The 26,094-nt window shown below is 72.0% G+C and carries 24 protein-coding genes; 11 read left to right on the top strand and 13 right to left on the bottom strand.

What is annotated here, in order from left to right:
- Nucleotides 1-95: 95 nt before the first annotated feature.
- Nucleotides 96-305, top strand: coding sequence for a hypothetical protein (locus tag Q5425_RS11585; protein ID WP_308672157.1), 210 nt, complete (start codon nucleotides 96-98; stop codon nucleotides 303-305).
- Nucleotides 306-405: 100 nt separating this feature from the next.
- Here the strand turns inward: Q5425_RS11585 and Q5425_RS11580 are convergent, their stop codons facing one another.
- Nucleotides 406-1,017: a hypothetical protein gene (locus Q5425_RS11580; protein ID WP_308672156.1), complete on the bottom strand. Its 612-nt coding sequence runs from the start codon at nucleotides 1,015-1,017 to the stop codon at nucleotides 406-408.
- A gap of 199 nt (nucleotides 1,018-1,216) precedes the next feature.
- On the opposite strand from Q5425_RS11580, the gene Q5425_RS11575 reads away from it, so the two are divergent.
- A complete protein-coding gene (locus tag Q5425_RS11575; RefSeq protein WP_308672155.1) occupies nucleotides 1,217-1,504 on the top strand; it encodes an acylphosphatase in 288 nt (95 codons plus the stop codon).
- 166 nt (nucleotides 1,505-1,670) lie between these two features.
- Entirely contained in the window at nucleotides 1,671-5,273 is a 3,603-nt protein-coding gene (gene smc / locus Q5425_RS11570; RefSeq protein WP_308672154.1) for a chromosome segregation protein SMC, read from the top strand.
- Here smc and Q5425_RS11565 read toward each other — a convergent pair.
- From Q5425_RS11565 to Q5425_RS11550, 4 genes are all read right to left on the bottom strand, one after another.
- Nucleotides 5,266-5,490, bottom strand: a complete 225-nt coding sequence (locus tag Q5425_RS11565) for a hypothetical protein (RefSeq protein WP_308672153.1) — start codon at nucleotides 5,488-5,490, stop codon at nucleotides 5,266-5,268. The genes smc and Q5425_RS11565 overlap by 8 nt on opposite strands.
- Nucleotides 5,491-5,543: 53 nt before the next feature.
- The gene (locus tag Q5425_RS11560; protein WP_308672152.1) at nucleotides 5,544-6,044 is read right to left on the bottom strand and encodes a DUF3455 domain-containing protein; all 501 of its coding nucleotides are present in this window, start codon (nucleotides 6,042-6,044) and stop codon (nucleotides 5,544-5,546) included.
- Nucleotides 6,045-6,131: 87 nt separating this feature from the next.
- Entirely contained in the window at nucleotides 6,132-7,694 is a 1,563-nt protein-coding gene (locus Q5425_RS11555; RefSeq protein ID WP_308672151.1) for a sodium:solute symporter, read from the bottom strand.
- 110 nt (nucleotides 7,695-7,804) lie between these two features.
- Entirely contained in the window at nucleotides 7,805-9,076 is a 1,272-nt protein-coding gene (locus Q5425_RS11550; RefSeq protein WP_308672218.1) for an anhydro-N-acetylmuramic acid kinase, read from the bottom strand.
- A gap of 145 nt (nucleotides 9,077-9,221) precedes the next feature.
- On the opposite strand from Q5425_RS11550, the gene ftsY reads away from it, so the two are divergent.
- Complete coding sequence (gene ftsY / locus Q5425_RS11545; RefSeq protein ID WP_308672150.1) at nucleotides 9,222-10,517, top strand: signal recognition particle-docking protein FtsY; 1,296 nt, start codon at nucleotides 9,222-9,224, stop codon at nucleotides 10,515-10,517.
- On the opposite strand, the gene Q5425_RS11540 is transcribed toward ftsY, so the two are convergent.
- Nucleotides 10,514-10,861, bottom strand: coding sequence for a hypothetical protein (locus Q5425_RS11540; RefSeq protein ID WP_308672149.1), 348 nt, complete (start codon nucleotides 10,859-10,861; stop codon nucleotides 10,514-10,516). The two genes, ftsY and Q5425_RS11540, sit on opposite strands and share 4 nt — an antisense overlap.
- 155 nt (nucleotides 10,862-11,016) lie before the next feature.
- Nucleotides 11,017-11,502, bottom strand: a complete 486-nt coding sequence (locus Q5425_RS11535) for a hypothetical protein (RefSeq protein ID WP_308672148.1) — start codon at nucleotides 11,500-11,502, stop codon at nucleotides 11,017-11,019.
- A 142-nt stretch (nucleotides 11,503-11,644) separates the two neighbouring features.
- Here Q5425_RS11535 and Q5425_RS11530 point away from each other — a divergent pair, with 142 nt between their 5' ends.
- On the top strand, nucleotides 11,645-12,184 hold the full coding sequence (locus tag Q5425_RS11530; RefSeq protein WP_308672147.1) for a GNAT family protein: 540 nt from the start codon (nucleotides 11,645-11,647) through the stop codon (nucleotides 12,182-12,184).
- On the opposite strand, the gene Q5425_RS11525 is transcribed toward Q5425_RS11530, so the two are convergent.
- Complete coding sequence (locus Q5425_RS11525) at nucleotides 12,147-12,467, bottom strand: hypothetical protein (RefSeq protein ID WP_308672146.1); 321 nt, start codon at nucleotides 12,465-12,467, stop codon at nucleotides 12,147-12,149. The two genes, Q5425_RS11530 and Q5425_RS11525, sit on opposite strands and share 38 nt — an antisense overlap.
- A 73-nt stretch (nucleotides 12,468-12,540) precedes the next feature.
- Complete coding sequence (locus Q5425_RS11520; protein WP_308672145.1) at nucleotides 12,541-13,317, bottom strand: IclR family transcriptional regulator; 777 nt, start codon at nucleotides 13,315-13,317, stop codon at nucleotides 12,541-12,543.
- A 112-nt stretch (nucleotides 13,318-13,429) separates the two neighbouring features.
- On the opposite strand from Q5425_RS11520, the gene aceB reads away from it, so the two are divergent.
- Both aceB and Q5425_RS11510 read left to right on the top strand, forming a co-directional pair.
- Nucleotides 13,430-15,007, top strand: coding sequence for a malate synthase A (gene aceB / locus Q5425_RS11515; protein ID WP_308672144.1), 1,578 nt, complete (start codon nucleotides 13,430-13,432; stop codon nucleotides 15,005-15,007).
- Complete coding sequence (locus Q5425_RS11510; RefSeq protein WP_308672143.1) at nucleotides 15,007-16,194, top strand: DUF6986 family protein; 1,188 nt, start codon at nucleotides 15,007-15,009, stop codon at nucleotides 16,192-16,194. Before aceB ends, Q5425_RS11510 begins: the two co-directional genes overlap by 1 nt.
- Nucleotides 16,195-16,200: 6 nt before the next feature.
- Here the strand turns inward: Q5425_RS11510 and Q5425_RS11505 are convergent, their stop codons facing one another.
- The 3 genes from Q5425_RS11505 to Q5425_RS11495 form a co-directional block, all read right to left on the bottom strand.
- Entirely contained in the window at nucleotides 16,201-17,418 is a 1,218-nt protein-coding gene (locus tag Q5425_RS11505) for a DUF2786 domain-containing protein (protein ID WP_308672142.1), read from the bottom strand.
- 45 nt (nucleotides 17,419-17,463) lie between these two features.
- Complete coding sequence (locus Q5425_RS11500; protein ID WP_308672141.1) at nucleotides 17,464-17,952, bottom strand: MarR family transcriptional regulator; 489 nt, start codon at nucleotides 17,950-17,952, stop codon at nucleotides 17,464-17,466.
- Between the two features lie 96 nt (nucleotides 17,953-18,048).
- The gene (locus tag Q5425_RS11495; RefSeq protein WP_308672140.1) at nucleotides 18,049-19,371 is read right to left on the bottom strand and encodes a PucR family transcriptional regulator ligand-binding domain-containing protein; all 1,323 of its coding nucleotides are present in this window, start codon (nucleotides 19,369-19,371) and stop codon (nucleotides 18,049-18,051) included.
- Between the two features lie 136 nt (nucleotides 19,372-19,507).
- Here Q5425_RS11495 and Q5425_RS11490 point away from each other — a divergent pair, with 136 nt between their 5' ends.
- The 4 genes from Q5425_RS11490 to pucD are packed head-to-tail and all read left to right on the top strand — an operon-like array spanning nucleotide 19,508 to nucleotide 24,439.
- Nucleotides 19,508-20,371 (top strand): xanthine dehydrogenase family protein subunit M, encoded by an 864-nt coding sequence (locus tag Q5425_RS11490; RefSeq protein WP_308672139.1) that lies wholly within the window; start codon nucleotides 19,508-19,510, stop codon nucleotides 20,369-20,371.
- The gene (locus Q5425_RS11485) at nucleotides 20,362-20,844 is read left to right on the top strand and encodes a 2Fe-2S iron-sulfur cluster-binding protein (protein WP_308672138.1); all 483 of its coding nucleotides are present in this window, start codon (nucleotides 20,362-20,364) and stop codon (nucleotides 20,842-20,844) included. The genes Q5425_RS11490 and Q5425_RS11485 overlap by 10 nt, the downstream gene beginning before the upstream one ends.
- Nucleotides 20,841-22,181: an 8-oxoguanine deaminase gene (locus Q5425_RS11480; RefSeq protein ID WP_308672137.1), complete on the top strand. Its 1,341-nt coding sequence runs from the start codon at nucleotides 20,841-20,843 to the stop codon at nucleotides 22,179-22,181. The genes Q5425_RS11485 and Q5425_RS11480 overlap by 4 nt, the downstream gene beginning before the upstream one ends.
- Nucleotides 22,178-24,439, top strand: a complete 2,262-nt coding sequence (gene pucD, locus Q5425_RS11475; RefSeq protein WP_308672136.1) for a xanthine dehydrogenase subunit D — start codon at nucleotides 22,178-22,180, stop codon at nucleotides 24,437-24,439. The genes Q5425_RS11480 and pucD overlap by 4 nt, the downstream gene beginning before the upstream one ends.
- Here the strand turns inward: pucD and Q5425_RS11470 are convergent, their stop codons facing one another.
- Nucleotides 24,440-26,014: an alpha-galactosidase gene (locus tag Q5425_RS11470; RefSeq protein WP_308672135.1), complete on the bottom strand. Its 1,575-nt coding sequence runs from the start codon at nucleotides 26,012-26,014 to the stop codon at nucleotides 24,440-24,442. It abuts the gene before it with no gap.
- Between the last annotated feature and the right edge of the window lie 80 nt (nucleotides 26,015-26,094).

Genomic DNA, 26,094 nt, shown 5'->3' with positions numbered 1-26,094 from the left:
CACGGCGGCCCGGCGGCTCGGAAGCGCTGGGTCCAGGAGGCGGTGGCCGCGGTATTCCCGGTCAACGCGGCGTTGTTCTTCCGGCGGTGGTGGCGATGACGGATTCTTCCGCCGGCCGGCGGTGGGCGCGCGCCGGGCGCTGGCTCGCCGTCGCCGCGTTGGCCTACTTCGCCGGCGTCGGCATCGGTTACGCCCTGGGCCGGCCGGATCCGTGGGGCGGGGGCATCATCGCCCCCATCGTGGCGGTGGGCTCGGCGGCCGGAGGGGCCTTGATCCGCAGGCGCGGAGCCGGCCACCCGGACTAGACCACAGCTCAGGCCCCGTGTCCTGAAGTTCGTGGAGGCCACCTCGAGGAAATTCGACTTCCTCGAGGTGGCCTTCACGAACCTGCGCCGGAGCGGCGGGTCACTGCGCGTGCGTGGGGCTTCCGGTCGACACGGAGGTGGTGGACGGCGAGCCGCCGGTGCTCGGGCCGCCGCCGCTGGGCGGGGTCGAAGTGCTCTCCGGCGGCGTCGACGGGGTCGTCTCCGGCGGCGGGGTCGACTTCGTCGTGGTCGGCGGCTTCGGCTGGGAAGTCGACGCCGGCGGCGTGTACGGCGGCGGGTTGCTGCCCGTGTCGTTGCGCGGCGGGGGCGGCGGGGACTGCGTGACGACCGTGGTGGTCGTCTTGCCGTCCGGGCTCACCGACACGACCGTCGTCGGCGCGCTCGGGGACGTGGGGGTCGACGTTGACGGCTCGCCGCCGACCGTCGACGGGCCGGCCGAGGACGGGGTGTTCGTCAGCGTCCGGACGCCGGCCGGGACCGTGCCCTGGCCGCCGGGGCCGCCCGTGCCGCCCGCGGTGGTGGCGGGGCCCGGCCCGGCGAGCTCGGCCACGGCGGCGAACGCGGTCGCGACGACCAGCCCGGCCACCCCGAGCACGACGTACCCGGTGCGGTTCGGTTTGCTGCTCTTGGGCGGCGCGGTGTCGATCCTGGTGATCCGAGAGCTCGAATCCGACCCGGCGGGGCGGGGCATACAGGCTCCTTGGGGATTTCGGGGAGGCGCGGTCGAGGTCGTGGATCGGAGCGCTGGTGCTGGTGCTGGTAAAGCAGTGCGCCCACGGCGGGGGAGCGACCTCGGCGGGGAGGTTATCACCGGTGTGCGGGTATTCGCCCAGGTAGTGGCCTTGATCCGTAACTGTGTGCGGTCGGTTGACCCGGAAGGGAGGACGAACGTGAGTGAGGAAGAAACCCGCACCCGGCTGACGGCGTGGGTGCGCGGCCGGGTCCAGGGCGTCGGTTTCCGCTGGTGGACGCGCAGCCGCGCGCTGGAACTCGGCCTGGTCGGGAGCGCGAGCAATCTCGCCGACGGCCGTGTCGAGGTGATAGCGGAGGGTAGCCGGAACCACTGTCAGCGGCTGTTATCCGCGTTACGGTCGGGAGAATCACCCGGAAGTGTGGAGCACGTCGCGGAGCGCTGGTCCGAGCCGAAAGGCGGGCTCACCGGCTTCGTCGAGCGGTAGCGGCGCCTTGGGCCGTCCGGGGCCGGTGTGACTCGTGGTGTTGCCGGCGCAGGTCCGGGTGTGCTAGGCGCGCCGAGAGGGGGCGCGTCCGGCGGTCCCCGGACGCCGCCGGGTAGCCTGGGACGATTGAACCGCCCGTACCCGCGGCCAGAGGGGTCAGCAGCACGTGCACCTGAAAAGCCTGACGCTCAAGGGCTTCAAGTCCTTCGCCTCGGCCACCACGCTGCGCTTCGAACCCGGGATCACCTGCGTGGTCGGGCCGAACGGCTCCGGCAAGTCGAACGTGCTCGACGCGCTGCGCTGGGTCATGGGCACCCAGGGCGCCAAGGACCTGCGCGGCGGCAAGATGGAGGACGTCATCTTCGCCGGCACCGCGGGCCGCGCCCCGCTCGGCCGCGCCGAGGTCACCCTCACCATCGACAACGCCGACGGCGCGCTCCCCATCGAATACTCCGAGGTGTCGATCACCCGCCGGATGTTCCGCGACGGCGCGAGCGAGTACGAGATCAACGGCGACCGCTGCCGCCTGATGGACGTCCAGGAACTGCTGTCGGACTCCGGCATCGGCCGCGAGATGCACGTCATCGTCGGCCAGGGCCAGCTGGCGGCCATCCTCGAGTCCAAGCCCGAAGAGCGCCGCGCCTTCATCGAAGAGGCCGCCGGCGTCCTCAAGCACCGCAAGCGCAAGGAACAGACCCTGCGCAAGCTGGCCAACATGCAGGGCAACCTCGACCGCCTCGGCGACCTCACCACCGAGCTGCGCCGCCAGCTCAAGCCGCTGGGCAAGCAGGCCGAGATCGCCCGCAAGGCCCAGTCGGTCCAGTCCGAACTGCGCGATTCGCGGCTGCGCCTGCTGGCCGACGACCTGGTCATCCAGCGCGACGCGATCGCGCGCGAGGAGGCCGACGAGCGCACCGCCCGCCAGCGCCGCGCCGAGGTCGACCAGCACCTCGAGCTCGTCTCCGCCGAAGAAGCCGAGCTGGAAGCCTCGCTCGCCGAAGACGCGCCGCTGCTGCAGACCGCCCAGGAGACCTGGTACAAGCTGTCGGCGCTGGCCGAGCGGCTGCGCGGCACCGTCCGCCTCGCCATCGAGCGCCAGCGGCACCTCTCCGCCGACGTCACCACGAACACCGGCGGCCGTGACCCCGAGGAGCTGCTCGAAGAAGCCGAGCGCGTCGCCGAGCAGGAGGAAGAGCTCAACGAGGCCGTCATGGAGGCCCGGGAGCTGCTCGCCGAGACCGTGCTGCGGCGCGAGGACCTCGAACAGCGCGTCCAGGCGGCCGAGCGCGCGCACTGGGCCGCCGTCCGCGCCATCGCCGACCGCCGCGAGGGCATGGCCAAGCTGACCGGCCAGGTCGAGGCGCTGCGCAGCAAGAACGGCGCCACCACCGACGAGATCGACCGGCTCAGCGTCTCCATCGAGGAAGCCGCCGAGCGCGCCGAGATCGCCGTCGAAGAGATGGAGACGGCCAGGACCGACGGCGGCGTGGAGGAATCCGACGACGCCGGCCTGATGGACCGCCACGACCGCGCGGTCGAGGCCAACAACGCGGCCAAGGCCCGCGTCGAAGAGCTGGTCAAGGCCGAACGCGCCGCCGAGCGCGAGATCGCTTCGGAAAAGGCGCGCGTCGAGGCGCTGTCCATGGGGCTCAAGCGCAAGGACGGCGCGGGCGCGCTGCTCGGCGCGTCCCACGAACTGCCGGGCCTGCTCGGGTCGGTCGCCGCGCTGCTCACCGTCGAGCCGGGGTCCGAAGTCGCGCTGGCCGCGGCGCTCGGCCCGGTGGCCGACGCGGTCGCCGTCTCGGGCGGCGAAGACGCGCTGCGGGCACTGAAGTACTTGAAGGACACCGATTCCGGCCGCGCGGGCATCCTGCTCGGCGGTCCGGAGTCCACTGTGGACACATACTCGTGGCCGTCGCTGCCGGAAGGCGCGCGCTGGGCCCGCGAGGTCGTCACCGCGCCGCCGCAGCTGCGCGCCGCCGTCGAGCTGGCGCTCGACAAGCTGGCCATCGTCGGTGACCTCGAGTCGGCGCGGCACCTGGTGGCCGCGCACCCGGACGTCCGGGCGGTCACGGCCGAGGGCGACGTTTTCGGCGCGCGCTGGGCGATCGGCGGCTCCGGCAAGCGCGAGAGCGTGATCGAGGTCCAGGCCGCCGTCGACGAGGCCGCCGCGCGGCTGCGCACGGCCGAACGCCAGCTGGAGCAGTACGCGGCCGAGCTGGAAGGCGCCCGCGCCGAGCAGCAAGCGCGTCGCGAAGAGGTCTCCCAGGCCAAGGACGCCCTCGGCGAGGCGAAGGTCCGCAAGGCCCGGTCGTCGGAGCGGCTCAGCCGGCTGCAGCAGGCGGCCCGCCAGGCGCAGGCGGAAGTCGAACGGCTCTCCGGGCAGCGCGCGAAGGTCGAGCAGAGCCGCGTGCAGGCGCTGGCCCAGCTCGCGGAGCTGGAGGAACGGCTCGCCGCCGTCGCCGAGCAGCCCGTCGAGGACGACCCGGACACCGCCGAGCGCGACCAGGCCGTCGAAGAACTGGCCGTCGTCCGGCAGCAGGAGATGGAGGCGCGGCTCGCGCAGCGCACCGCCGAGGAGCGGGCGCGCAGCATCGCCGGCAAGGCCGAGGGCCTCCGCCGCGCCGCGCACGCCGAGCAGCAGGCCCGCGAACGCGCCGAGCGCGCCGCGGCGGCCCGCAAGCGCGGCGCCGGGATCGCCAACGCCGTCGTCAACGCCGGCGAGATCGCGCTCGAGCGCATCGAACACTCGGTGCAGCGCGCCGCCACCGAACGCGACCAGGTCCAGGCCCGCCGCCAGAGCCGCGAGCAGGCGCTGACCGGCGTCCGCGCCAAGGTCCGCGAGCTCACCGGCGAGCTGGAGAAGCTGACCGACGCCGTCCACCGCGACGAGGTGCTGCGCGCCGAGCAGCGGCTGCGGCTGGAGACCCTGGAAGCCAAGATCGCCGAGGACTTCGGCATGGGCCTCGAGGACCTCGTCCGCGAGTACGGCCCGGACGTCCCGGTTCCGCCCAGCGCGGGCGAGATGGCCGAGTACGAGGCAGCCAAGGACCGCGGCGAGGACGTCACCCCGCCGCCGCCGATGCCCTACGACCGCGACACCCAGGCCCGCCGAGCCAAGCGCGCCGAGAAGGACCTTTCCCTGCTGGGCAAGGTGAACCCCCTCGCGCTGGAGGAGTTCGCGGCGCTGGAGGAGCGGTACAAGTTCCTCTCCACGCAGCTGGAGGACCTCAAGGACACCCGCAAGGACCTCGAGGCGGTGATCAAGCAGGTCGACGAGAAGATCCTCGAGGTCTTCGCCTCGGCGTACGCGGACGTGGCCCGCGAGTTCGAGACGGTGTTCGGCGTGCTCTTCCCGGGCGGCGAGGGCCGGATGGTCCTGACCGAGCCGGACGACCTGCTGTCCACCGGCGTCGACGTCGAGGCGCGCCCGCCGGGCAAGAAGGTCAAGCGGCTTTCGCTGCTGTCGGGTGGCGAGAAGTCGCTGGTCGCGGTGGGCATGCTGGTCGCGATCTTCCGCGCCCGGCCGTCACCGTTCTACGTCATGGACGAGGTCGAGGCGGCCCTCGACGACACCAACATGCGCCGGCTGATCGGGCTGCTGGAGCAGCTGCGCGACTCGTCGCAGCTGATCATCATCACCCACCAGAAGCCGACGATGGAGATCGCCGACGCGCTCTACGGCGTGAGCATGCAGGGCGACGGCATCACGAAGGTGATTTCGCAGCGCCTGCGCACGGCCGAGGAAGAGCCGGTCGGAGTCAGCTGACGTCGTCTTCGCGCGGCGGCCGGTCGTCCGGCCTCGCGCGAGGCTCGTAGGTGCTGAGGTCGTTGCCCAGCCAGGTCGCGTCCTCGATCCGCGGACGGCGCCCGCGTGGCGTGATCATGCCGCGCTTGGCCCCGCGCCCGCGATCGGACCGGTCCACGACCAGCGCGATGACGAGCACCACGGCGAGGACGGCGCCGAGCCCGATGAAAAACTCCATGTGATCCCCCTCCCGTTCCCAGGCTACGGGACCGGGAGGGGCACCACATCCGCTTATCCGGCGACCCAGAAGGCGTAGTCCGCCGAATAGCGGACCGCGGTCTGGGCCCCGTCGGTGCACGCTCCGGCCGGGGCCACGCCCCCTCGCGTGTTGAGCCGCTGGATGTAGGTCACCTCGCCGAACATCCCGGCGCCGGTGTTGAGGTTCGCCTTGAGCAGCAGCTCCGGGATCGCGCCCGTGCGCGGCGCCGACGCGGCCGCCGCCGCACCCACCGTGCTACCGTCCACAGTGGACGTCCACACCGGGCCCTTGCTGTGCAGGGCCACCGGTTTGCCGTGCTTCGACAGGACCGCCGCGGGCTGCAGCAGCGCCCACGCGCCGTTCGTGCAGCCGTAGATCTGCACCCCCTCGGCCGGGTAGCTCGCCAGCACCCGGTGGCCCGCCGGGACCTTGACCGCGTCCGGGGCCTTCGGCGCCGCCGGGGTGGCCGAAGCCGTTGCCGCGCCGCCGACCAGCAGGGCACCGACCGCGAGCGCCACCGTCATCCGCTTCATGGGATCCACCTTCGAAGATTCTCCCGCCGCTTCTCGGCGGGCTCCCGCAACCCGACACGGGCGCCCGCCGGAAACGGTTCAGAAGGATCAGGCGGCGACTTCCTCCTGTGGAGGCGTGGCGTCGGCCTCGGCCGCCTTCGGGTCCGGTGTCCGGTGGCGCAGGGACAGCAACCCGCCGACGATCAGCGTGATGACCACGCCCATCAGCGTGTACCACGGGTAGGCGAGCGCCACCTTGTCCCCGGCCGCCTTGCTGAAGTCGACGCCGATCAGGCCGCCGGTCTTCGCGCTGAACTTCACCCCGAGGATGACGAACGCCATCACCACGACCGTGACGACGAACGCGATGATCGCGTCCGCCTGCCGCGCCTTCTTGACCAGCAGCCCCAGCAGGAACGACCCCAGCAGGGCGCCGTAGGTGTAGCCGGTGATGGCCAGGCCGAGTTCGATCACCGAGTTCTTCGTGGTCGAGAACAGCGAAGCGAACACCGCGAACACCACGGCCCAGATCAGGGTCCACATGCGACCGTGCTGCAGCAGCTTCGAGTCCTCGGGCGAGCGCTTGGTGAACCGCTGGTAGAGATCGGCCACAGTGGACGTCGAAAGCGCGTTGAGCGCGGACGCGAGCGCACCCATCGTCGAGGCGAGCACCCCGGCGATGAGCAGGCCCGACACGCCGACCGGCAGGTCGTCGATGATGAACCGCGAGAACACGTCGTCCGGGCTCTGCATGCCGAGCTGTGCGACCGGCTTGCGGCCGTTGAACACCCACAGCATCGCCCCGACCAGCAGGAACAGCGCGAACTGGATGGTGACGATGATGCCGCTGCCGATGAGCGCCTTCTGGCCGTCGCGCAGGCTGCGCGTGGCCAGCAGCCGCTGGGCGATCAGCTGGTCGGCGCCGTGCGAGGCCATCGACAGCGCCGCGCCGCCGAGCACCGCCGTCACGAAGGCGTACGGGCTGGTCAGCAGGTTCTTGGTGAAGTCGACGAGCACGAACTTGCCGTCCGCGGACGCCTGGGAGACCCAGTCGGCCGGCAGTTTGTTCAGCAGCACGATCGCGGCCACCGCGGCACCGCCGAGGTACAGCGACAGCTGGATGACGTCGACCCACACGACCGCCTTGATCCCGCCGATGTAGGCGTAGATCAGCGTCAGCGCGGTGAGGATGACGACGATCACCCAGTAGTCCACGTGGATGCCGTAGTGCGCCAGGATCACCTTGATCGGGATCGCGCCGGCGAACAGGCGCACGCCCTCGGCCAGCAGCCGCGTGATCACGAACGTCACCGACGCGGTGCCCTGCAGCCCGGAGCCGAACCGCCTCCCGAGGAACTCGTACGCGCTGACGAGGTTGCCCCGGAAGTAGCGCGGCAGCAGGACGAACGCGGCGATCGTCCGGCCGATGATGTAACCGAAGGCCAGCTGCAGGAACAGGAACGCGTTGCCGAAGACCAGCCCGGGCGTGCTGATCACGGTCAGCGTCGAGGTCTCCGTGGCCACCACGGACAGCATCACCGCACCCCACGGGAGGCTGCGCTCGCCGACGAAGTAGTCGGCCGCCGACCGTTGTCTCCGGCCGACGAGCACGCCTATCAGCGGCATCGCCGCCAGGTAGATCACGATGATGGCGAGGTCAACACCGCGCATGGATCTCTCCTACTCGTGAGGCTTATTCAGCCGTCGGCCGCCACATGACTTTGCCTTGAGAGCAGCGGTGTGTGGGTGGGGAGCGGCGGCCTGACCAGAATAAGCCTCAGTCATCCGGCCTTCTCCGCGACTCGCAACCGTGTCACGGTGCCCCCCAGCGGGGCGGGAAGGGTCAGTGGGCCGCTGCCCGGGACCAGCGCGCCGAGCAGGCGCGGCCCGCGGGCGCCGGTCGCCGACGGCACCGTACCGGGCACGCCGCACCAGGTGAGCCAGCCCAGCAGCGCCGTGAGGTACGCCTCCTTGCCGGCACCGGGCAGGCCGAGGTCGTCGCTGGTCTTGAGCACCGTGTCGGGCACTGTGGACAGCGCGCGGGCCAGCGCCGCCATGAGCGCCGGGTTCGCGACTCCACCGCCGGAAGCGATGACCGTCGTGACGCCGTGGCGGCGGCACTGGCCGGCCACGGTGACGGCGGTCAGCTCGGTCAGCGTCGCGAGCAGGTCGCCGGGCTCGACCGGGTCCAGCCCGGCCAGCGCCGCGTCGAGGTAACCCGCGTTGAAGTGCTCCTTGCCGGTGGACTTCGGCGGCGCGGCGGCGAAGTACGGGTCGGCCAGCAGCCGGCCGAGCAGGTCGGCGCGCACCGACCCGCCGAGGGCGAGCCGGCCGTCGACGTCGCTGCGCTGCCCCGCGACGCGGTGGGCGGCGAGGTCGAGCAGGGCGTTGGCGGGCCCGGTGTCGTAGGCGATCACCGGCCGGCCCTCGGCGACGACGGTGATGTTCGCGATGCCGCCGAGGTTCAGCGCGGCGACCGGCCGTCCGGTGTCCTCGGCGAGGCCGCGCAGCCACAGCTGGTCGAGCGTGCTCGCCAGCGGCGCGCCGTGGCCGCCCGCGGCGACGTCGCGGGCCCGCAGGTCGGCGCACACCGGCAGCCCGGTGCGCTCGGCGATCCAGGCCGGCTGGCCCAGCTGGAGGGTGCCGCGGACGTGGCCGTCTTCGACCCAGTGGAACACCGTCTGGCCCAGCGACGCGACCAGGTCCGCGCGGCCGCCGGCGAGTTCCCCCGCCCCGCGCCGGGCGGCGTCGGCGAACGCCTGGCCGACACCGGTGTCCAGCCGCGTCAGCTCGCCGGCGGTGCACGGATTCGGTGGCAACGCGGCGAGCAGGCCGTCACGCAGCGGTTCGGGGTAGGGGACGTCGAGCTCGCCGAGCGGCGTCAGCACGACGGTGTCTTCTTCGGCGTGCAGGTCGGCGGCGGCCACGTCGATCCCGTCGATCGACGTGCCCGAAATCAGGCCGATCACCCGATAGCGGTGGCCCCCTGCCTTCCGGGGGTCCGGGTGGCGGAGCCCCCGGCTCGGGGCGAAGCCCCGGATGACACTGCGCATCCCCATCCGGAGGGGTTTAGTGGAGCGTCCCGTGTGACGCAACCCACCTGGTGAAGTCTTGGCCCAATCGGGACCCAGGTTGTGACGAATTGCCTTTGTGGACGGGGTGTCCGGTGCGGGGCGGCGCGGATGAAAGGATGGGTCCGTGTCGAGCACCTGGTTCCTGTTCGTAGTCGTCGCCGTCGTCGTCCTGGTCGCCCTGCTGGTGACCGGCCTGCTGATCGCGCGCAGGCGGCGGATCAGCCTGGACGCCCAGCGCGAGGTCGAGGCGAAACCGAAGGGCGGGTCGTACGCGGCCAGCGGGGGCATCGCGCTCGCGCCCGGCGGCACGGCGACCCCGGTGGAAGAACCCGCCGCCGAGCACCCCGTCGAGGACCGGCCGGAGACCGACGGCCAGCCCGCGGTGGGCGACGACGCGGCGGTGCCGCGCGACTCGCCGCAGCGCACGGTCCACGACGTCAAGCTGCCCGAGGCACCCGAAGAGACCGCTCCGGTCGTCGAGGAGATCGAACCGGCGGCGGGCCGCATGGAGCGGCTGCGCGGCCGCCTGACGAAGTCGCGCTCGATGTTCGGCACGAGCCTGCTGGGCCTGCTCGGCGCCGGCGACCTCGACGAGGACTCCTGGCAGGACGTCGAGGACACGCTGCTGATGGCCGACCTGGGTGCGGCCACCACGAGCCAGATCGTCGAGCGCCTGCGCGACGAGCTTTCCCGGCGCGCGGTGCGGTCCTCGGCCGAGGCGCGCGAGGTGCTGCACGAGGTGCTGACCGCGCAGCTGTCGACCGACGGCCACCGCGCGGTGCGGGCGCTGCCGCACACCGTCGACGGCAAGAAGCAGCCCGCGGTGGTGCTGGTCGCGGGGGTCAACGGCACGGGCAAGACGACGACCACCGGCAAGCTCGCCCGGGTCCTGGTGGCCCAGGGCGGCACGGTGCTGCTGGGCGCGGCGGACACGTTCCGCGCGGCGGCGGCCGACCAGCTGCAGACGTGGGGCGAGCGTGTGGGCGCGGAGGTCGTCCGCGGCAAGGAAGGCGCGGACCCGGCGGCGGTGGCGTTCGACGCGGTCAAGCGCGGCGTGGACACGGGCGTGGACGCGGTCCTGGTCGACACGGCGGGCCGGTTGCACACGAAGACGGGCCTGATGGACGAGCTGGGCAAGGTCAAGCGCGTCGTCGAGAAGCAGGCGAAGGTCGACGAGGTGCTGCTGGTCCTCGACGCGACGACGGGCCAGAACGGGCTCATGCAGGCCCGCGTGTTCGCCGAGGTCATCGACGTGACGGGCATCGTCCTGACGAAGCTGGACGGCACCGCTAAGGGCGGCATCGTGTTCCAGGTCCAGAAGGAGCTGGGGGTCCCGGTGAAGCTGGTCGGGCTGGGCGAGGGGCCGGACGACCTGGCGCCCTTCGAGCCGGGTGCCTTCGTGGACGCCCTGCTCGGTTAGGGACGGCCGTCGCCGGAGAACCGCTTCGCGAGGTCCCGGAGCCGCTGGACGCCTTCGGTCAGCTGGGCACCGGTGAGGCCGGTGCCGGTCGTCGAGCCCATGCGCTCGAACTGGCCGGCGAGGCGCAGGTACTCCCGGTGCGCGTGGTCCCGGCAGGCGAGGCAGGTGACGCTTTCCGGCCGGGCCGAGGTCATCGCGTACGGCACCCGGGCACCGCAGCCGGTGGTGACCACGCTCGGCGCGTCCGGCGCGCGGCCCAGCATCGACACGACGAGGTTGCGGACCTCCGGGCCGGCTTCGAGGACCTTCTGCTCGACGTGGATGTGCGGATCTGCCTCGCTCATCGGCGTGCGCGCCTCCGTCCGGATCGCTCGCCACCGAATCTACGCCCGGGCCGCGCGGGGCCGGCAGGTCGCGAATGACTCATTCGCGACCTCCGGCGTCCCGAATGAGTCATTCGCGGCGTCCGACGTCCCGAATCCGAACGCGCCGGTGCGCGTCAGAGCCGGAAGAGCGGCGTCCCGTCGGGACGGCGCAGGCCCAGGCCGAGCAGCACCGACGCGGTCGGCCGCTGGGCCGGGATGACCACCGGCGACATCCGGCGCGGCGCGACCTTGACCCGTGACCAGCCGATGCCCTGCAGCGCCGGGCCGTTCCCGGTGCGCCGCAGCGGGTCGACGACCATGGCCGCGCCGAAGTAGTCGCCGCCCGGGAGGGCGACGCGGGCGGTGTGGCCGAGCACGAACGGGAACACCGTGCCCGTGCGGCTGCCGTCCTGCTGCAGCGTGAGGATGACCGGCGTGCGCACCTTCGCGGGCAGGTACTGCCGCACGGAGATTTCGACGGTTCCGGCGGGCGTGCCGTCCGGCCGCGGCCAGGCGGGCGGCTGCGGCGGGCCGTCGAGCGCGCGGTCGACGAGCCGGTCCAGCAGGTTCGAAGCGGCGCCCTGCGCGAGCCAGGCCAAGGCACCGGTGTGCGGGTCCATGCGGTCCTCCGGCGATATTCGGATGACGCGCGGACGGGTGCCGGCGCAGAATCCGGGCATGCCCGGTTGACGCCCGTCCGCTCGTGCCCCTCCTCGTACCAGACGTCCCGAAGCCGTCGTTCGCTACGAGAGAGGAACCATCATGACCACCATCCACGGTGATCGGGTGCTCTTGCGCCCGATCGGCCCAGCGGATCGCGCCCGTGCGCGCGAAATCCTGGCCGCCCCGGAGGTCGCCCGCTGGTGGGGCGACCCGGACCACGAGACCGAAGGCCTGTACGAGGTCGAAGAGGGCTACGCGGTTTACGTGATCGAAGCGGACGGAGCCGTCGGCCTGATCCAGAGCTGCGAGGAGCTGGACCCGCAGTACCGCCACGCGGGCATCGACATCGCGATCCACCCGGACTTCCACGGCCGAGGCATCGGCACGGACGCGATCCGTGCCCTGGCTCGTCACCTGTTCGAGAACGGTCACCACCGGTTGACGATCGATCCGGCGGCGGCGAACGAGACGGCGATCCGGGTGTACACAAACGTGGGCTTCCGGCCGGTCGGGGTCCTGCGCGGCTACGAGCGGGGCGCCGACGGCACCTGGCACGACGGGCTGCTGATGGACCTGCTGGCCGGGGAGCTGAAGTGCGGGGTCAGCCCTTGTCGACGACCTGCTGAAGCAACCGGCTGATCTGCGCCATGCTGATGTTCACCTTGGTGAACCCGCTGGTCATTTCGGCTCGGAGGCTGCCTACTTCGGTTTTGAGGTCGGCGATGTCCTGGCCGTGTTCGATCTGGGTCTCGCGCATCGCGTTCAGCACTTTGGTGTGGCCGTTCAAGGTCTGCTTGAACTCGGAGACGTCCCGATCCGCAGTTCCGGCGAGCACGCGGGCGGCCGCGGCGTCCTGGCGGGTGTGCCGCATCTGCTCCTCCAACGCGGTCACCCGGGTTTCGAGGTCTTCGAGGCTTGCCATGCCGCCAACTTTAGCGGGGTGGTTCGGCTCCGCCGCACCGGGATCACTTGGGGTCACTGGATATCACTCATCGTCACACTGATAGTGGCGTCTGGGACAAGCTCGCGCCCAGTGCGTCCGCGACCCGCTGCACCGCCGGGGCGATGTGGGCCACCGCCTCGGCGGTCAGCCGTCCCGACGGGCCCGACACCGACACCGCCGCCGGCACCGGAGCCCCCGGCACCGCCACCGCGACGCACCGGACTCCCAGCTCCTGCTCGGCCTCGTCCAGCGCGTACCCCTGCGACGCGATCCGCGACAGCTCCACCGCCAGCGCATCCGGGTCGGTGAACGTGTGCTCGGTGTAGGCGGGCATCCCGGTCCGGCCGAGCAGCTCCCGCACCTCGGCCGGAGGCAGGTGCGCCAGCATCGCCTTGCCCACGCCCGTCCCGTGCGGCAGCAGCCGCCGGCCGACCTCGGTGAACATGCGCATCGAGTGCTTCGAAGGCACCTGGGCGACGTACACGACCTCGTCGCGCTCCAGGACCGCCAGGTTCGCCGTCTCGCCGACCTCCTCGACCAGCTCCGCCAGCAGCGGCCGCGCCCACGCGCCGAACTGCATGCTCGCGTTCTCGCCCAGCCTGATCAGCCGCGCGCCCAGCGCGTAGCGGCGGTTCGTGTTCTGCCGGACGTACCCCAGGTCGACCAGGGTGCGGATCAGCCGGTGGATCGTCGGCATCGGCAGCCCGGACAGCGTCGCCAGCTCGGAGAGGCTGGCTTCGCCGCCGGTGTCCGCGAGGTGTTCCAGCAGCTCGAAGGCGCGCTGCAGGGACTGGACGCCGCCGTCGCGACCGTTCTTCTCCGCCGGCACGGTGGCCCTCCTTACGTCGGCGTTGAGCTTCCGCTATGCAGAAACTATAGTCCGGCTGGTAGAAAACCGTAGGGCCGTTATCCAAAGATCCGAACCCTCGAGGTGTTTCCCCATGTCTTCTGAAGTCCAGGTGCTGGGCGACCCGGTCGAGCGCGGCGACGAGATCCTCACGCCGGAGGCGCTCGCCTTCCTCGCCGGCCTGCACGACGCCTTCGCCGGCCGCCGCGACGAGCTGCTCCAGGCGCGGGGCAAGCGTCGTGAAGAGGCCCGGACCACCGGCAGGCTCGACTTCCTGCCGGAGACCAAGGAGATCCGCGAAGGCGACTGGCAGGTCGCCGGCGCGCCGCCGGCCCTGCGCGACCGCCGCGTCGAGATCACCGGGCCGACCGACCGCAAGATGACCATCAACGCGCTCAACTCCGGCGCGAAGGTGTGGCTCGCCGACCTCGAGGACGCCAACACCCCGCACTGGAAGAACGTGGTGTCCGGCCAGGTCAACCTCTACGACGCCACCCGCGAGACGATCACCCTGGAAAGCGGCGGCAAGAGCTACGCGCTCAAGGACGACGTCGAGCACGCGACGATCGTGGTCCGCCCGCGCGGCTGGCACCTGCCCGAAAGCCACCTGAAGTTCGGCGACCGCGAAGGCGTCGGCGCGCTCGTCGACTTCGGCCTGCACTTCTTCCACAACGCGGCCGAGCTTCTCGAGCGCGGCAAGGGCCCGTACTACTACCTGCCGAAGATGGAGAGCCACCTCGAAGCGCGGCTCTGGAACGACGTCTTCACCCACGCCGAGAAGGCGCTCGGCATCGAGCACGGCACCGTCCGCGCGACCGTGCTGATCGAGACCATCCCGGCCGCGTTCGAGATGGAAGAGATCCTCTACGAGCTGCGCGAGCACGCGTCGGGCCTCAACGCCGGCCGCTGGGACTACCTGTTCAGCGTGATCAAGTACTTCCGCGACGCGGGCGAGAAGTTCGTGCTGCCGGACCGCAACTCCGTCACCATGACCGCGCCGTTCATGCGGGCCTACACCGAGCTGCTGGTGCGCACCTGCCACAAGCGCGGCGCCTTCGCGATCGGCGGCATGGCCGCGTTCATCCCGAGCAAGGACCCCGAGGTCAACAAGGGTGCCTTCGAGAAGGTCCACGCGGACAAGTCCCGCGAGGCCGGCGACGGCTTCGACGGCTCCTGGGTCGCGCACCCGGGCATGGTCGAGCTCTGCAAGGAGGAGTTCGACAAGGTCCTCGGCGATCAGCCCAACCAGCTCGGCCGCACCCGCGACGAGGTTGGCGTCACCGCCGACCAGCTGCTCGACGTCGCTTCGACGCCGGGCGGGGCGACGGCGGCGGGCCTGCGCGCCGCGGTCGACGTCGGCGTCCGCTACATCGCGTCCTGGCTGGGCGGCAACGGCGCGGCGGCCATCCACAACCTGATGGAGGACGCCGCCACCGCGGAGATCTCGCGCTCGCAGATCTGGCAGTGGGTCAAGAACGGGACCACTTTGGACAGTGGCGACACCGTGACGGCGGCGCTGGTGCGCGGGGTGCTGGCCGACGTCCGCGGCGAGCTGGCGGGCGAGCTCGAGCCGGAGCAGCTGGAGCCGGCCGTGGAGCTGTTCGAGCAGGTCGCGCTGGCCGACGAGTTCCCGGACTTCCTGACGCTGCCCGCCTACGAGCGGATCAAGTAGTGCGGCTGCCCGAGGACGTCTACGACGCCGCCGACGCGCGCCTGGCTGCGGCCGACGCGCGCGTCGCGGCGTCGTACCCGGGCGAGCGGCCGGGACGCCAGCCCGTGCACACGGTCTACGTCCCGGCGTCGCGGTACAAGACACGCCTGGTGGCCGACTGGGGCAAGCAGGCGATGCGCGTGTTCATCGAGCACGGCGACCTCCTCGGGGCCGGCGAGGACGTGTACGAACGCGTCCGCGCGAAGCTGCTGACCGAGCCGATCGAAGACCTGCGGATCGACTTCGAGGACGGCTACGGCCGGGTGCCGGACGACGTCGAAGACGCCGCGGCCCTCGCGGCCGGGCAGACCCTGGCGACGACCGGCGGGACACCGTTCGCGGGCATCCGCTTCAAGAGCTTCGAAGCGGCGACGCGCCGGCGCGGCATCCGCACCCTGGACCTGTTCCTCACCGGCCTGCTGGACAACGGGCCGCTGCCGCCCGGGTTCGTCGTCACGCTGCCGAAGGTGACGGCGGTCGACCAGGTCTCGGTGGCCGCGGAAGTGCTCGCCCGGCTCGAATCGGCCTACGGGCTGGCCTCGGGCGCGCTGCGGTTCGAGGTCCAGATCGAGACCTCCCAGTCCATTGTGGACGTCGACGGGACGCTGTCGGTGCCGCGGATCGTGCAGGCCGCGGCGGGCCGGTGCTCCGGGCTGCACTACGGGACGTACGACTACAGCGCGGGCCTCGGCATCGCGGCGGCCTACCAGAGCATGGAGCACCCGGCGGCGGACCTGGCCAAGGGCCTGATGCAGGTAGCGGCGGCCGGCACGGGCGTCCGCCTCTCGGACGGCTCGACGAACCGCCTCCCGATCGGCGACGCCCTGCCGTCGGCGTGGGCGCACCACGCCCGCCTGGTCCGCCGGTCGCTGGAGCGCGGCTTCTACCAGGGCTGGGACCTGCACCCGAACCAGTTGCCGACCCGTTTCACGGCGACGTACACGTTCTACCGCGAAGGCTTCCGGGAGGCGGTGGAGCGGTTGCGCGCGTACGCGGAGAAGACGGCCGGAGGCATCCTGGACGAGCCGGCGACGGCCCAGGCGTTGGCGGTGTACCTGCTGCGGGGCCTGGACTGCGGGGCGCTGGACGAGAGCGAGCTGACGTTCGGCCGCCCGGAGCTGGAGAAGTACGCCCAGCGGCTCGCCTGAACAGCGTCAGTCGGCCAGCCGGGCGCGGTCGGCGGCGGCCCGGCCCGCACCCCAGCCTTCGTGGCTGCGCACGGTCACCGACTTGTGCACGACTTCGGGGAACAGCGCGGCGAAGGTCGTCGCGACCTTCTTCTCGTGCGAGGCCAGCACCGGCAGCAGCCGCTCCGGCTCGGGCGCGTCCGCGATCGTCGTTTCCGCGGCTCGCTCCAGCCGTTCGCCGATGCGGGTCGCGTAGGACACCAGGAACGACTGCCGGAACGACCGGGACCGGCGCTCGCGGTCGTCCTGGCCGCCGGCGATCATGGCGCGGGTCGCCTGGACGAGCAGGGACGTCGTCAGCAGTGTGACGGAAGCCGGGTCGTCCTCGTCGCCGACGACGGTGACGTACCCCCATTGCGCGTCGAAGACGGCCCGGCAGCGGTTCGCCTTCGCGACCACGTGGACCAGGAGCGATTTGGCGTCGAGGTGCGGTGTGTCCAGCCAGAGCCGCCGGGACACCGGCGCGTCCGGGACTGCCCCACCGGCTTCGACCAGCACGCGGTCGAGGGCGTGGCGGGTCATCAGCTCCTGCGCCTTCGCCGAAAGCGCCTCGGCCTCGTCCGGGAACGAGCTCGACTCGGCCTTGGCCAGCAGCGCCCGGACGCGGCTCAGCTTCTTCTCGTCGACCGCGTGGTGGACGGCCGGGTGCTGCTGCGCCGCGGTCCCCGGCACGGGCAGGACGACGGTCAGCACCGGCAGGGTCATCAGCAGGCCCAGGGCTTCGATCACGGCCGTCACCGCTTCGGCCGGGGTGAGGATGTGCTTCGCCGCCCACTGCGGCAGGTGCGGTTCGGCGGCCGTCCACCACGGTGTCGCACCCACCGCGTCCAGCCGCTCCCGCCAGCCCGGGTGCACGGTCGCGGGCGGCAGCCGGCCGATGTGGGCGGCCAGCGTGTCGAGCACGTACGAGCCGGCGAACTCGTCGACGCGGCGCCGGGCCGCCTGGTCGAGGTCCTCGGGCAGCCAGCCGTCCCGGCAGACCCGGCCGATCAGCTGCCGCCCCGCCAGGTCGGCTGCTTCGGCGAGCCCGGCCGGCAGCGCGAAGTCCGGCGCCAGCCGCTTCGCGCACTTCCCGGCGGCGCCGCGGACGCCCTGCGCGGTGTCGCGGGCGGCGGCGAGCAGCGCGGTGCCGAACTCCTCGGCGGTCGACGGCCGCGCGTCGGCGGCACGCTTCTGCTTGCCCATGTCGGCACCTCCTCCGGCCGCGAGTGTGCCGCAGGGCCGTACCGGCTAGCGCAGCCGGGGGAGGGCGTCCCGGGCGAAGTGGCTCACCGTCCGCAGGTCTTCGGCGAACCGTTCCCGGTGGTCCCCGGGCAGCGGCCGGGAGAAGAACTGCTCGATGTGCTCCACGTGCAGCCGCCCGGCCCGCACGGCCGTCTCCTCGCCGAGTGAAGTCAGCCGCACCAGCCGCCCCCGCCGGTCGTCCGGGGCGGCGGTGCGGGTCACCAGCCCGAGTGCCTCCATCCGGTCGACGAGCCGGGTCGCCCCGCCGGTGGTGAGCACCTGCTCCTGGGCGATCGAGCGCATGGTCAGCCCGTCTTCACCGGCGCGGCCCACGAGCAGCAGGACCTCGTACGTCAGGTGCGTGATCCCGCATTCGCGCTCCAGCGCCCGGCCGAGCAAGTACCCGAGCCGGTTCGCCGCGCTCTGCAGCTGCCCGAAGGCCAGCACGCGGGGGTCGTCCGCCACCTGCCGGGCCGAAGTGAATTCGGGGTCCACCCCCTCATCCTCCCGCCTCGCCGTCCATCCGCAACGCGAGCGCCACCCGCCCACAGGCAGGTGCCCGTGGGGCCACGCGAACGCCGCTGCCGGAGTCTATTCGTCCATCCGCAACGCGAGGTAGACGTCGAGCTGCTCGGTGAACTCGGTCAAATCGGCCCCCAGCAGCTCACCCGCCCGCCCGATCCGGTAGCGCAGCGTGTTCACGTGGACGTGCAACGCCTTCGCCGCCCGGGTCGGCGAGCCCGAGCACTCCAGGAACACCCGGACCGTGTGCACCAGGTCCGTGTGCTGCTCGGCGTCGTAGGCCAGCAGGGGTCCGAGCACCCGGCGGCGCAAGGCCGCGCGCAGCCCGTCCGGGGCGCCGGCCAGCAGCAGCCGGTGCACCGCCACCTCGCCGGCCGGGACCACCGAGACGCGCCCGCCGCGCCGTGCCGCCACCTCCAACGCGTACCGCGCCGCCTCCCGGGCCTCGGCTCGCGGGCCGGGATCGCTGATGCCGCACACGATCCGCTTCGCCCGGAGCAATGGCTCCACAATGGACAACTCGGCCACGGAGGGACGAAGCTGGGTCGCGGCGAACGAAGTGTCCCCGGCCGGCTCGAGCAGCTGCGCGCCGGGCAGCAGCTCGCTCAGGACGTCCCGGCTCTCGTCGCTGCCCTCGGTCCGCAACGCGACAACACACACCTCGTCCGGCAACTCCCCCTGAAGGGGGACAGCACGCGCTCGCGTGATCCCGACGAGCCCCGCGACCTCCTCCGCCAGCTCGGTCTGGGCGGTGCTCAGCGGCCCGCCGACGGCGATCAGCCACGGCACCGCCTGCCGCCCCTCGACCGGGAGCACCGTCAGCGGTCCCGGCTCGTGGGCGGCGTAGCGGCGGACGACGTCTTCCGCGGGCATCGGCAGCGGGGAAGTCCCGGCCACCACCCGGCCCAGGCCCGACAGCACCCAGCAGGGCAGCCCGAGTTCCGCCGAAGCGCGCTCCAGCAGCGTCTCGACCGGCGCCTCCGCCACCGCCTGCAAACGTTTGCGCGCGCTGTCGGACGCGGCCGCCAGCGCCAGCACCACCTGCTCGGTGATCACCGAGAACGACAGGTCGGCGGGCACCTCGAGCAACGGGATCCGGTGCCGGACGCAGGCCTCGACGACGTCGTCCGGTATGCCGCCCGAGTCGGCGCCGGACGCGGCCAGCGCCGCCGCGCCCGAGCGGGCCAGCGCGGCCAGGAACGGCTCGGCGTCCCCCGGCTCGCGCCACCAGAGCAGGCCGGAAAGCACCAGCTCACCGGCCGACAGGTACCGTCCAGGGTCGGACAGCTCCGTGACGTAGATGCGCGTCACCGGCCGGTCGAGCAGGTCGGTCCCGGCCCGCGGGCGCAGCCGCAGACCGGTGAGGCCCAGCAGAGTTTTCACGGTCGTCATCAGGCTTGTAGGAAAGCACAACCGCCCCGGGGTTCGCTCCTGTGCGTTTCATGCTCGGTGCCGTTGCCGCCCGGCCGTGATCCGTCGTCTACTGGTCTATCGCCCCACGAAGGAGCGCCGTCTCGAAGGAGCAGCAGTGGAGTTCCTGCGTCCCACGACGCTCGCCGAAGCGCTGGCGCTGAAGGCCGGGCAGCCCGGCGCGGTGCCGCTCGCCGGCGGCACCGACGTCATGGTCGAGCTGAACTTCGACCACCGCCGCCCCGAAGCCCTGCTCGACCTGACCCGGGTGCGCGAACTGACGGAGTGGTCCACTTCGGACGGCACGGTCCGGCTCGGCGCCGGTGTCCCGTACTCCCGGGTGATCACCGAGCTGGGTGCCTCCGTCCCCGCCCTGGCCATGGCCTCCCGCACGGTCGGGTCGCCGCAGATCCGCAACCGCGGCACGGTCGGCGGCAACCTCGGCGCCGCCTCGCCCGCCGGCGACACCCACCCGGTGCTGCTCGCCCTGGACGCGCGGGTCGAGGTGGCCTCCGTGCGGGGGACCCGCCTCCTCCATGCGGAGGAGTTCTACGTCGGTGTGAAACGGCACGCCCTCGAGCCGGACGAGCTGATCACCGCCGTCCACCTGCCCGCGCACGCCGGGCCTCAGCAGTTCGCCAAGGTCGGCACGCGCAACGCGATGGTCATCGCGGTCTGCTCCTTCGCGCTGGCGCTGCGCGACGGGCGGGTGGGCGCGGCCATCGGGTCCGCCGCCCCGACCCCGCGCCGCGCCCGCGAGGCCGAGGACTTCCTGGCCGCCGAGCTGCCGTGGACGTCACCCGAGCCGCTGCCGGACTCCCTGAAGCGCCGGTTCGGCGACCTGGTCGGCGCGGCCGCCGAGCCGATCGACGACGTCCGGGGCAGCGCCGCGTATCGGAAGCACGCGTTGGGGGTACTAGCGCGGCGTACGTTGACCTGGGCTTGGGACGAACACCGGACGGGGGAGCGCGCATGCGCTTGAATGTGACGATCAACGGCGAGCCGCGGCAGGCGGACGACGTCTGGGAAGGCGAAAGCCTGCTGTACGTGCTCCGCGAACGGCTCGGCCTCCCGGGCTCGAAGAACGCCTGTGAGCAGGGCGAATGCGGCTCTTGCACGGTCTACCTCGACGACGTCCCGGTGTGCGCCTGCCTGGTCGCGGCCGGGCAGGCCGAGGGCCGCGGGGTGCGCACCGTCGAAGGACTGGCCGACGGCGACACGCTCGACCCGGTCCAGCAGTCCTTTGTGGACGCCGGGGCGGTCCAGTGCGGGTTCTGCACCCCGGGCCTGGTCGTCGCCGCGCACGACCTGCTGAACCGCGTGCCGGATCCGAGCGACGAGGAGATCCGCGAAGCACTGGCGGGGAACCTCTGCCGCTGCACCGGCTACGAGAAGATCCTCGACGCGGTGCGTGCCGTCGCGAAGGGCACTCTTGGAAAGGACACAGTCGCGTGAGGACGCTCATCGCGAACGCGGCCATCGCCACCGTCACCGGCGAGGAGTACGCGAGCGGGCACGTCGTCGTCGAGAACGACCGGATCGCCGAAGTCGGCGAAGGCGTGTACACCGGCGAGTTCGACGAACGCGTCGAGGCCGAAGGCTGCCTGGTCACGCCGGGGCTGATCAACACCCACCACCACCTCTACCAGTGGGCGACCCGCGGGATGGCCGCCGACCACACGCTCTTCGAGTGGCTGGTCGCCCTCTACCCGGTCTGGAGCCGCCTCGACGACGAGATCACGCACGCCGCGGGCACCGCCGGGATGGCGCGGCTGGCGCTGACCGGCTGCACCACCGTCGCCGACCACCACTACGTCTTCCCGCGCGACGGCGGCGACCAGGTCGCCGCGCTGGCCGCGGCCCGCCTGCGCATCGGCGTCCGGCTGCACGTCGTGCGCGGGTCGATGGACCGCGGCGAGTCCGACGGCGGCCTGCCGCCGGACAACCTCGTCGAGTCGACCGAGGACGCCCTGACCGGCACCGAAGCGGCGATCGCCCGCTTCCACGACGACTCGGCCGGGGCGCACCTGCAGATCGCCGTGGGCCCGTGCTCGCCGTTCTCGGTCACCGAGCGGCTGATGTCCGGCGCGGCCGAGCTGGCCCGCCGCAAGGGTGTCCGCCTGCACACGCACCTGGCCGAAACCGTCGACGAGGAGCAGCAGTGCCTCGCCGAGGCCGGCTGCACGCCCGCCGAGTACGCCGACAAGCTCGGCTGGCTCGCCGACGACGTCTGGCTCGCGCACACCGTCCACCTCGCGCCGGAGGCGATCCGCCGGTTCGGCGCGACCGGCACCGGGTCGGCCCACTGCCCGACGTCGAACGGCCGCCTCGGTTCCGGCATCGCGCCCGTCCGCGACCTCCTGGACGCGGGCGTGGCCGTCGGCCTCGGCGTCGACGGCGCCGCGTCCAGCGAGTCCGGCGGCCTCGCCGAAGAGCTGCACCAGTCGCTGCTGCAGGCCCGGCAACGCGGCGGGCCGCGCGGGCTGACCACGCGGGAAGCCCTGTGGATGGGCACGATGGGCGGCGCCCGCTGCCTCGGCCGAGCGGACGACCTGGGTTCCCTCGAACCCGGCAAGCTCGCCGACCTCGCCGTTTGGGACCTGACCGGGCTGAACCACGCCGGCATCACCGACCCGGTCGCGGCGCTGGTGCTCGGCACCACGCCGCCGCTGCGCCGGCTGTTCGTCGGCGGCAAGGCCGTCGTCGAGGACGGCACCCTGCGCGAAGCCGACGAGTCCGCGATCGCCCGCGAGCTGGCCGCCGCGAGCGCTCGCTTGCGGGAGGTCAGATGACCAGCACCACTTCCGTCACGACGACGACCGCGAACGGCGTCGGCACCTCACCGCGGCGGCCCGACGGCACCGTGAAGGTGCGCGGCGAGTTCGCCTACTCCTCGGACCTCTGGCACGAGGACATGGTGTGGGGCGTGACGCTGCGCAGCCCGCACCCGTACGCCCGGATCACCTCGATCGGCATCGCGGAAGCCCTGGCCGTACCGGGCGTCTACGCAGTGCTGACGCACGAGGACGTCCCCGGCGTCAACCGCTACGGCCTCGAGCACACCGACCAGCCGGTGCTCGCGTCCGACGTCGTGCGGTACCAAGGCGAGCCGGTGGCGTTGGTCGCCGCCGATCACCCGGAGACCGCGCGCCGCGCGATGAAGCGGATCGTCGTTTCCTACGAAGAGCTTGAGCCGGTGACGGACTCCGAAGCGGCCGTCGCGGGCGAAGGCGCTTCGCTGCACGAAGGCGGCAACGTCGTCCGGCACGTGAAGATCCGCCGCGGTCCGCAAGATCCGGCCGCCGACGTCGTCGTCTCCGGTGTCTACGAGGTCGGCATGCAGGACCAGGCCTTCCTCGGCCCGGAGTCCGGGCTCGCCGTGCCGGACACCGAAGGCGGTGTCGACCTCTACGTCGCGACGCAGTGGCTGCACGTCGACCAGCAGCAGATCGTCGCCGCGCTGGGCCTGCCGGTCGAGAAGGTGCGGCTGACCCTCGGCGGCGTCGGCGGGGCGTTCGGCGGCCGCGAAGACCTGTCGATGCAGGTGCACGCGTGCCTGCTGGCGCTGCACACCGGCAAGCCGGTCAAGATGGTGTACAACCGCGAAGAGTCCTTCTACGGGCACGTTCACCGCCACCCCGCGAAGATGTACTACGAGCACGGCGCCACCCGCGACGGCCGTCTCGTGTACGTGAAGGCGCGGCTGTTCCTCGACGGCGGTGCGTACGCGTCCTCGACGGGCGCGGTGGTCGCGAACGCGGCCACGCTCGGCGTCGGGCCGTACAAAGTGGACAGTGCATCGGTGGACTGCTGGGGCACGTACACCAACAACCCGCCGTGCGGCGCGATGCGCGGTTTCGGCGCGGTGCAGGCGGCGTTCGGCTACGAGTCCCAGATGGACAAGCTCGCTTCGGCCTGCGGGCTCGATCCGGTCGAGATCCGCGTCCGCAACGCGATGGGCGAGGGCGACCTGATGCCGACCGGCCAGATCGTCGACTCCGAAGCGCCGGTCGCGGAGCTGCTCGACCGCGTGCGGGAAATGCCGATGCCGCCGGACCGGCCCTTCGACCTGCGGCACATGCCGGGCGGGGTGTCGAACACGACGCACGGCGAGGGCGTGGTCCGCGGTGTCGGGTACGCCGTCGGGATCAAGAACGTCTGCTTCTCCGAGGGCTTCGACGACTACTCGACGGCTCGCGTGCGCCTGCAGCTGGTCGGCGGGGAACCGGCGGCGACCGTGCACACCGCGGCCTGCGAGGTCGGCCAGGGCCTGGTGACGATCATGCAGCAGATCGTCCGCACCGAACTCGGCGTCGACCAGGTGACGGTCCTGCCGATGGACACCTCGATCGGCAACGGCGGCTCGACGTCGGCGTCGCGCCAGACCTACGTCACCGGCGGTGCCGTGCAGGCCGCGTGCGCGGCGGTGCGGGCGCGGCTGCTGTCCCGGTTCGACCGGAAGGTCCGCGTCGTCGGCGGCAAGCTCGTCGCGGCCGACGGCGAAGTGCTGGCCGACCTGGTGGACGTGCTCGGCGACGACGTCTTCGACGAAACGGTGGAGTGGCGGCACCGGCCGACGACCGCGCTGGATCCGGAAACCGGCCAGGGCACCGCGCACGTGCAGTACGCGTTCGCCGCGCACCGGGCGGTCGTCGACGTCGACACCGAACTGGGCCTGGTCAAGGTGGTCGCGCTGGACTGCGCCCAGGACGTCGGCAAGGCGCTGAACCCGCAGGCCGTGCTGGGCCAGATCCAGGGCGGGTCGGCGCAGGGGCTCGGGCTCGCCGTGATGGAGGAGATCCAGACCTCCGGCGGGAAGATCCGGAACCCCTCCTTCACCGACTACCTCATCCCGACGGTGCTGGACATGCCGCCGATGACCATCGACGTCCTGGAGCGCCCCGACCCGCACGCGCCGTACGGGCTGCGCGGGGTGGGGGAGCCGCCGACGATCTCCTCGACACCGGCGATCGTGGCCGCGATCCGGGCCGCGACCGGGCTCGCGCTCACCCGCGTCCCGGTGCGGCCGGAGCACCTCACCGGCACCTGATCAGCGCCTGAGGCTCCAGTTCTGGTTGGCGTCGTCGTTGCAGTTCCACAGTTCGAGCTGGGTGCCGTTGACGTTGCCGGCGGGCTTGTCGCCGCCGGTGACGTCGACGCACAGGCCGCCTTGGGTGATCGAGCCGTCGGCCTCGAGCTTGAACTTCTGGTTCGCGCCGCCGTGGCAGGTCCACGCGACGAGCTTGGTCCCGGCCGCGCTGGTGCCGCCGCTGGCGTCCAGGCAGAGGCCGTTCGCCTTGAGCTCACCGGCACTGGTGAACGTCCAGGCCTGGTTGGGGCCGCCGTCGCAGTCCCAGATGTCGACCTTGGTGCCGGGGGTGGTGACGTTGCCGTTGATGTCGAAGCAGCGGGCCGAAGACGCGCCCTGGATCGGCTGCGCGGTCCCGATGCTGCTGCCCGAGGAGTTCGCCTTCACGCGGTAGATCACCGTGCTGTGCGACGGGACGCTCGCGCTGATCGCGCCGGTGCTCGTGGTCAGCTCCTTCGACCACAGATTGGTCAGCCGGTAGCTCGACGCGGCGGGCAGCCCGGCCGCGGCGGCCGTCGTCGAAACGGTTTTTGTGGTGCTGTTCTCGTTGAACAGCACCACGGCGACGTCGCCGTCCTGGAGGGGCTTCGCGAGGACGTCCAGGCCGTTGCCGGTCGCGATGCGGCGGCCCTGCTTGCCGAGCGGGTCCTGGTCGACGGCGATGACGTCCGGGTTGAGGTAGGTCGAGAAGGTGGCGACGCTCGCGGACCGCAGGTCGGCCCCCGCGATCAGCGGCGCGGCCATCGCCGCCCAGAGCGTGAAGTGCGCGCGGTCCTCCTGGAAGTCCATGCCGTCGCCGACCTCGAGCATGTCCGGGTCGTTCCAGGCACCCGGCTTCGCGGCGGCGGCGAGCCCGACGTTCTGGTGGTAGATCGAGGCGATGCTGCCCCAGTTGTTGGTGATGTCGCCGGTGGTGCGCCACAGGTTGCCGACGTCCGCGGCCCAGGTGGCGGGGGCGAAGTCACCCCATTCGCAGATGCTGTACACGATCGGGCGGCCGGTGGCCTTCAGCGCGTCGCGCATCGCCGAGTAGCGCCGGATGTAGTCCTCTTGGGTGTTGCTGCCGTTGTTGAAGCAGTTGTCGTACTTGAGGTAGTCGACGCCCCAGCTCGCGAAGAGGTTCGCGTCGGCCTGTTCGTGGCCGAGGCTGCCGGGGTAGCTCTGGCACGTCATCGTGCCGGCGCTCTCGTAGATGCCGAACTTCATGCCGCGCGCGTGGATGTAGTCGCCGAGCGCCTTGAGGCCGCTCGGGAACTTCGCGGGATCGGCGACGAGGTTGCCGTTCGCGTCGCGGGAGCGGGTCATCCAGCAGTCGTCGAGGTTGACGTAGGTGTAGCCGCGGTCGCGCATCCCGGAGCTGACCATGAGGTCGGTGGTCTGCTTGACGAGGGTTTCGTTGATGTTGCACTCGAAGGTGTTCCACGTGTTCCACCCCATCGGCGGGGTGCGGGCCAGGCCGTTTTCGAGGGCTTCGGCGGGGGTGGCCACGGCTGCGGCGGCTACTGCGGCTGCGGCGAGGGCGAGGATTCGGCGCATGGCGGCTCCAACCGGACGACGGTGTGAGGCAGGAGGACTAGACCAATACGCAGCATTGGCTGTTGCTTGCTGCGTGGTCA

The organism is Amycolatopsis sp. A133 (assembly GCF_031082405.1).
In the GTDB taxonomy this organism is placed as follows: domain Bacteria; phylum Actinomycetota; class Actinomycetes; order Mycobacteriales; family Pseudonocardiaceae; genus Amycolatopsis.
Note: the sequence above shows the minus strand (reverse complement) of the source record. Positions and strands in the feature narration are given on the sequence as shown.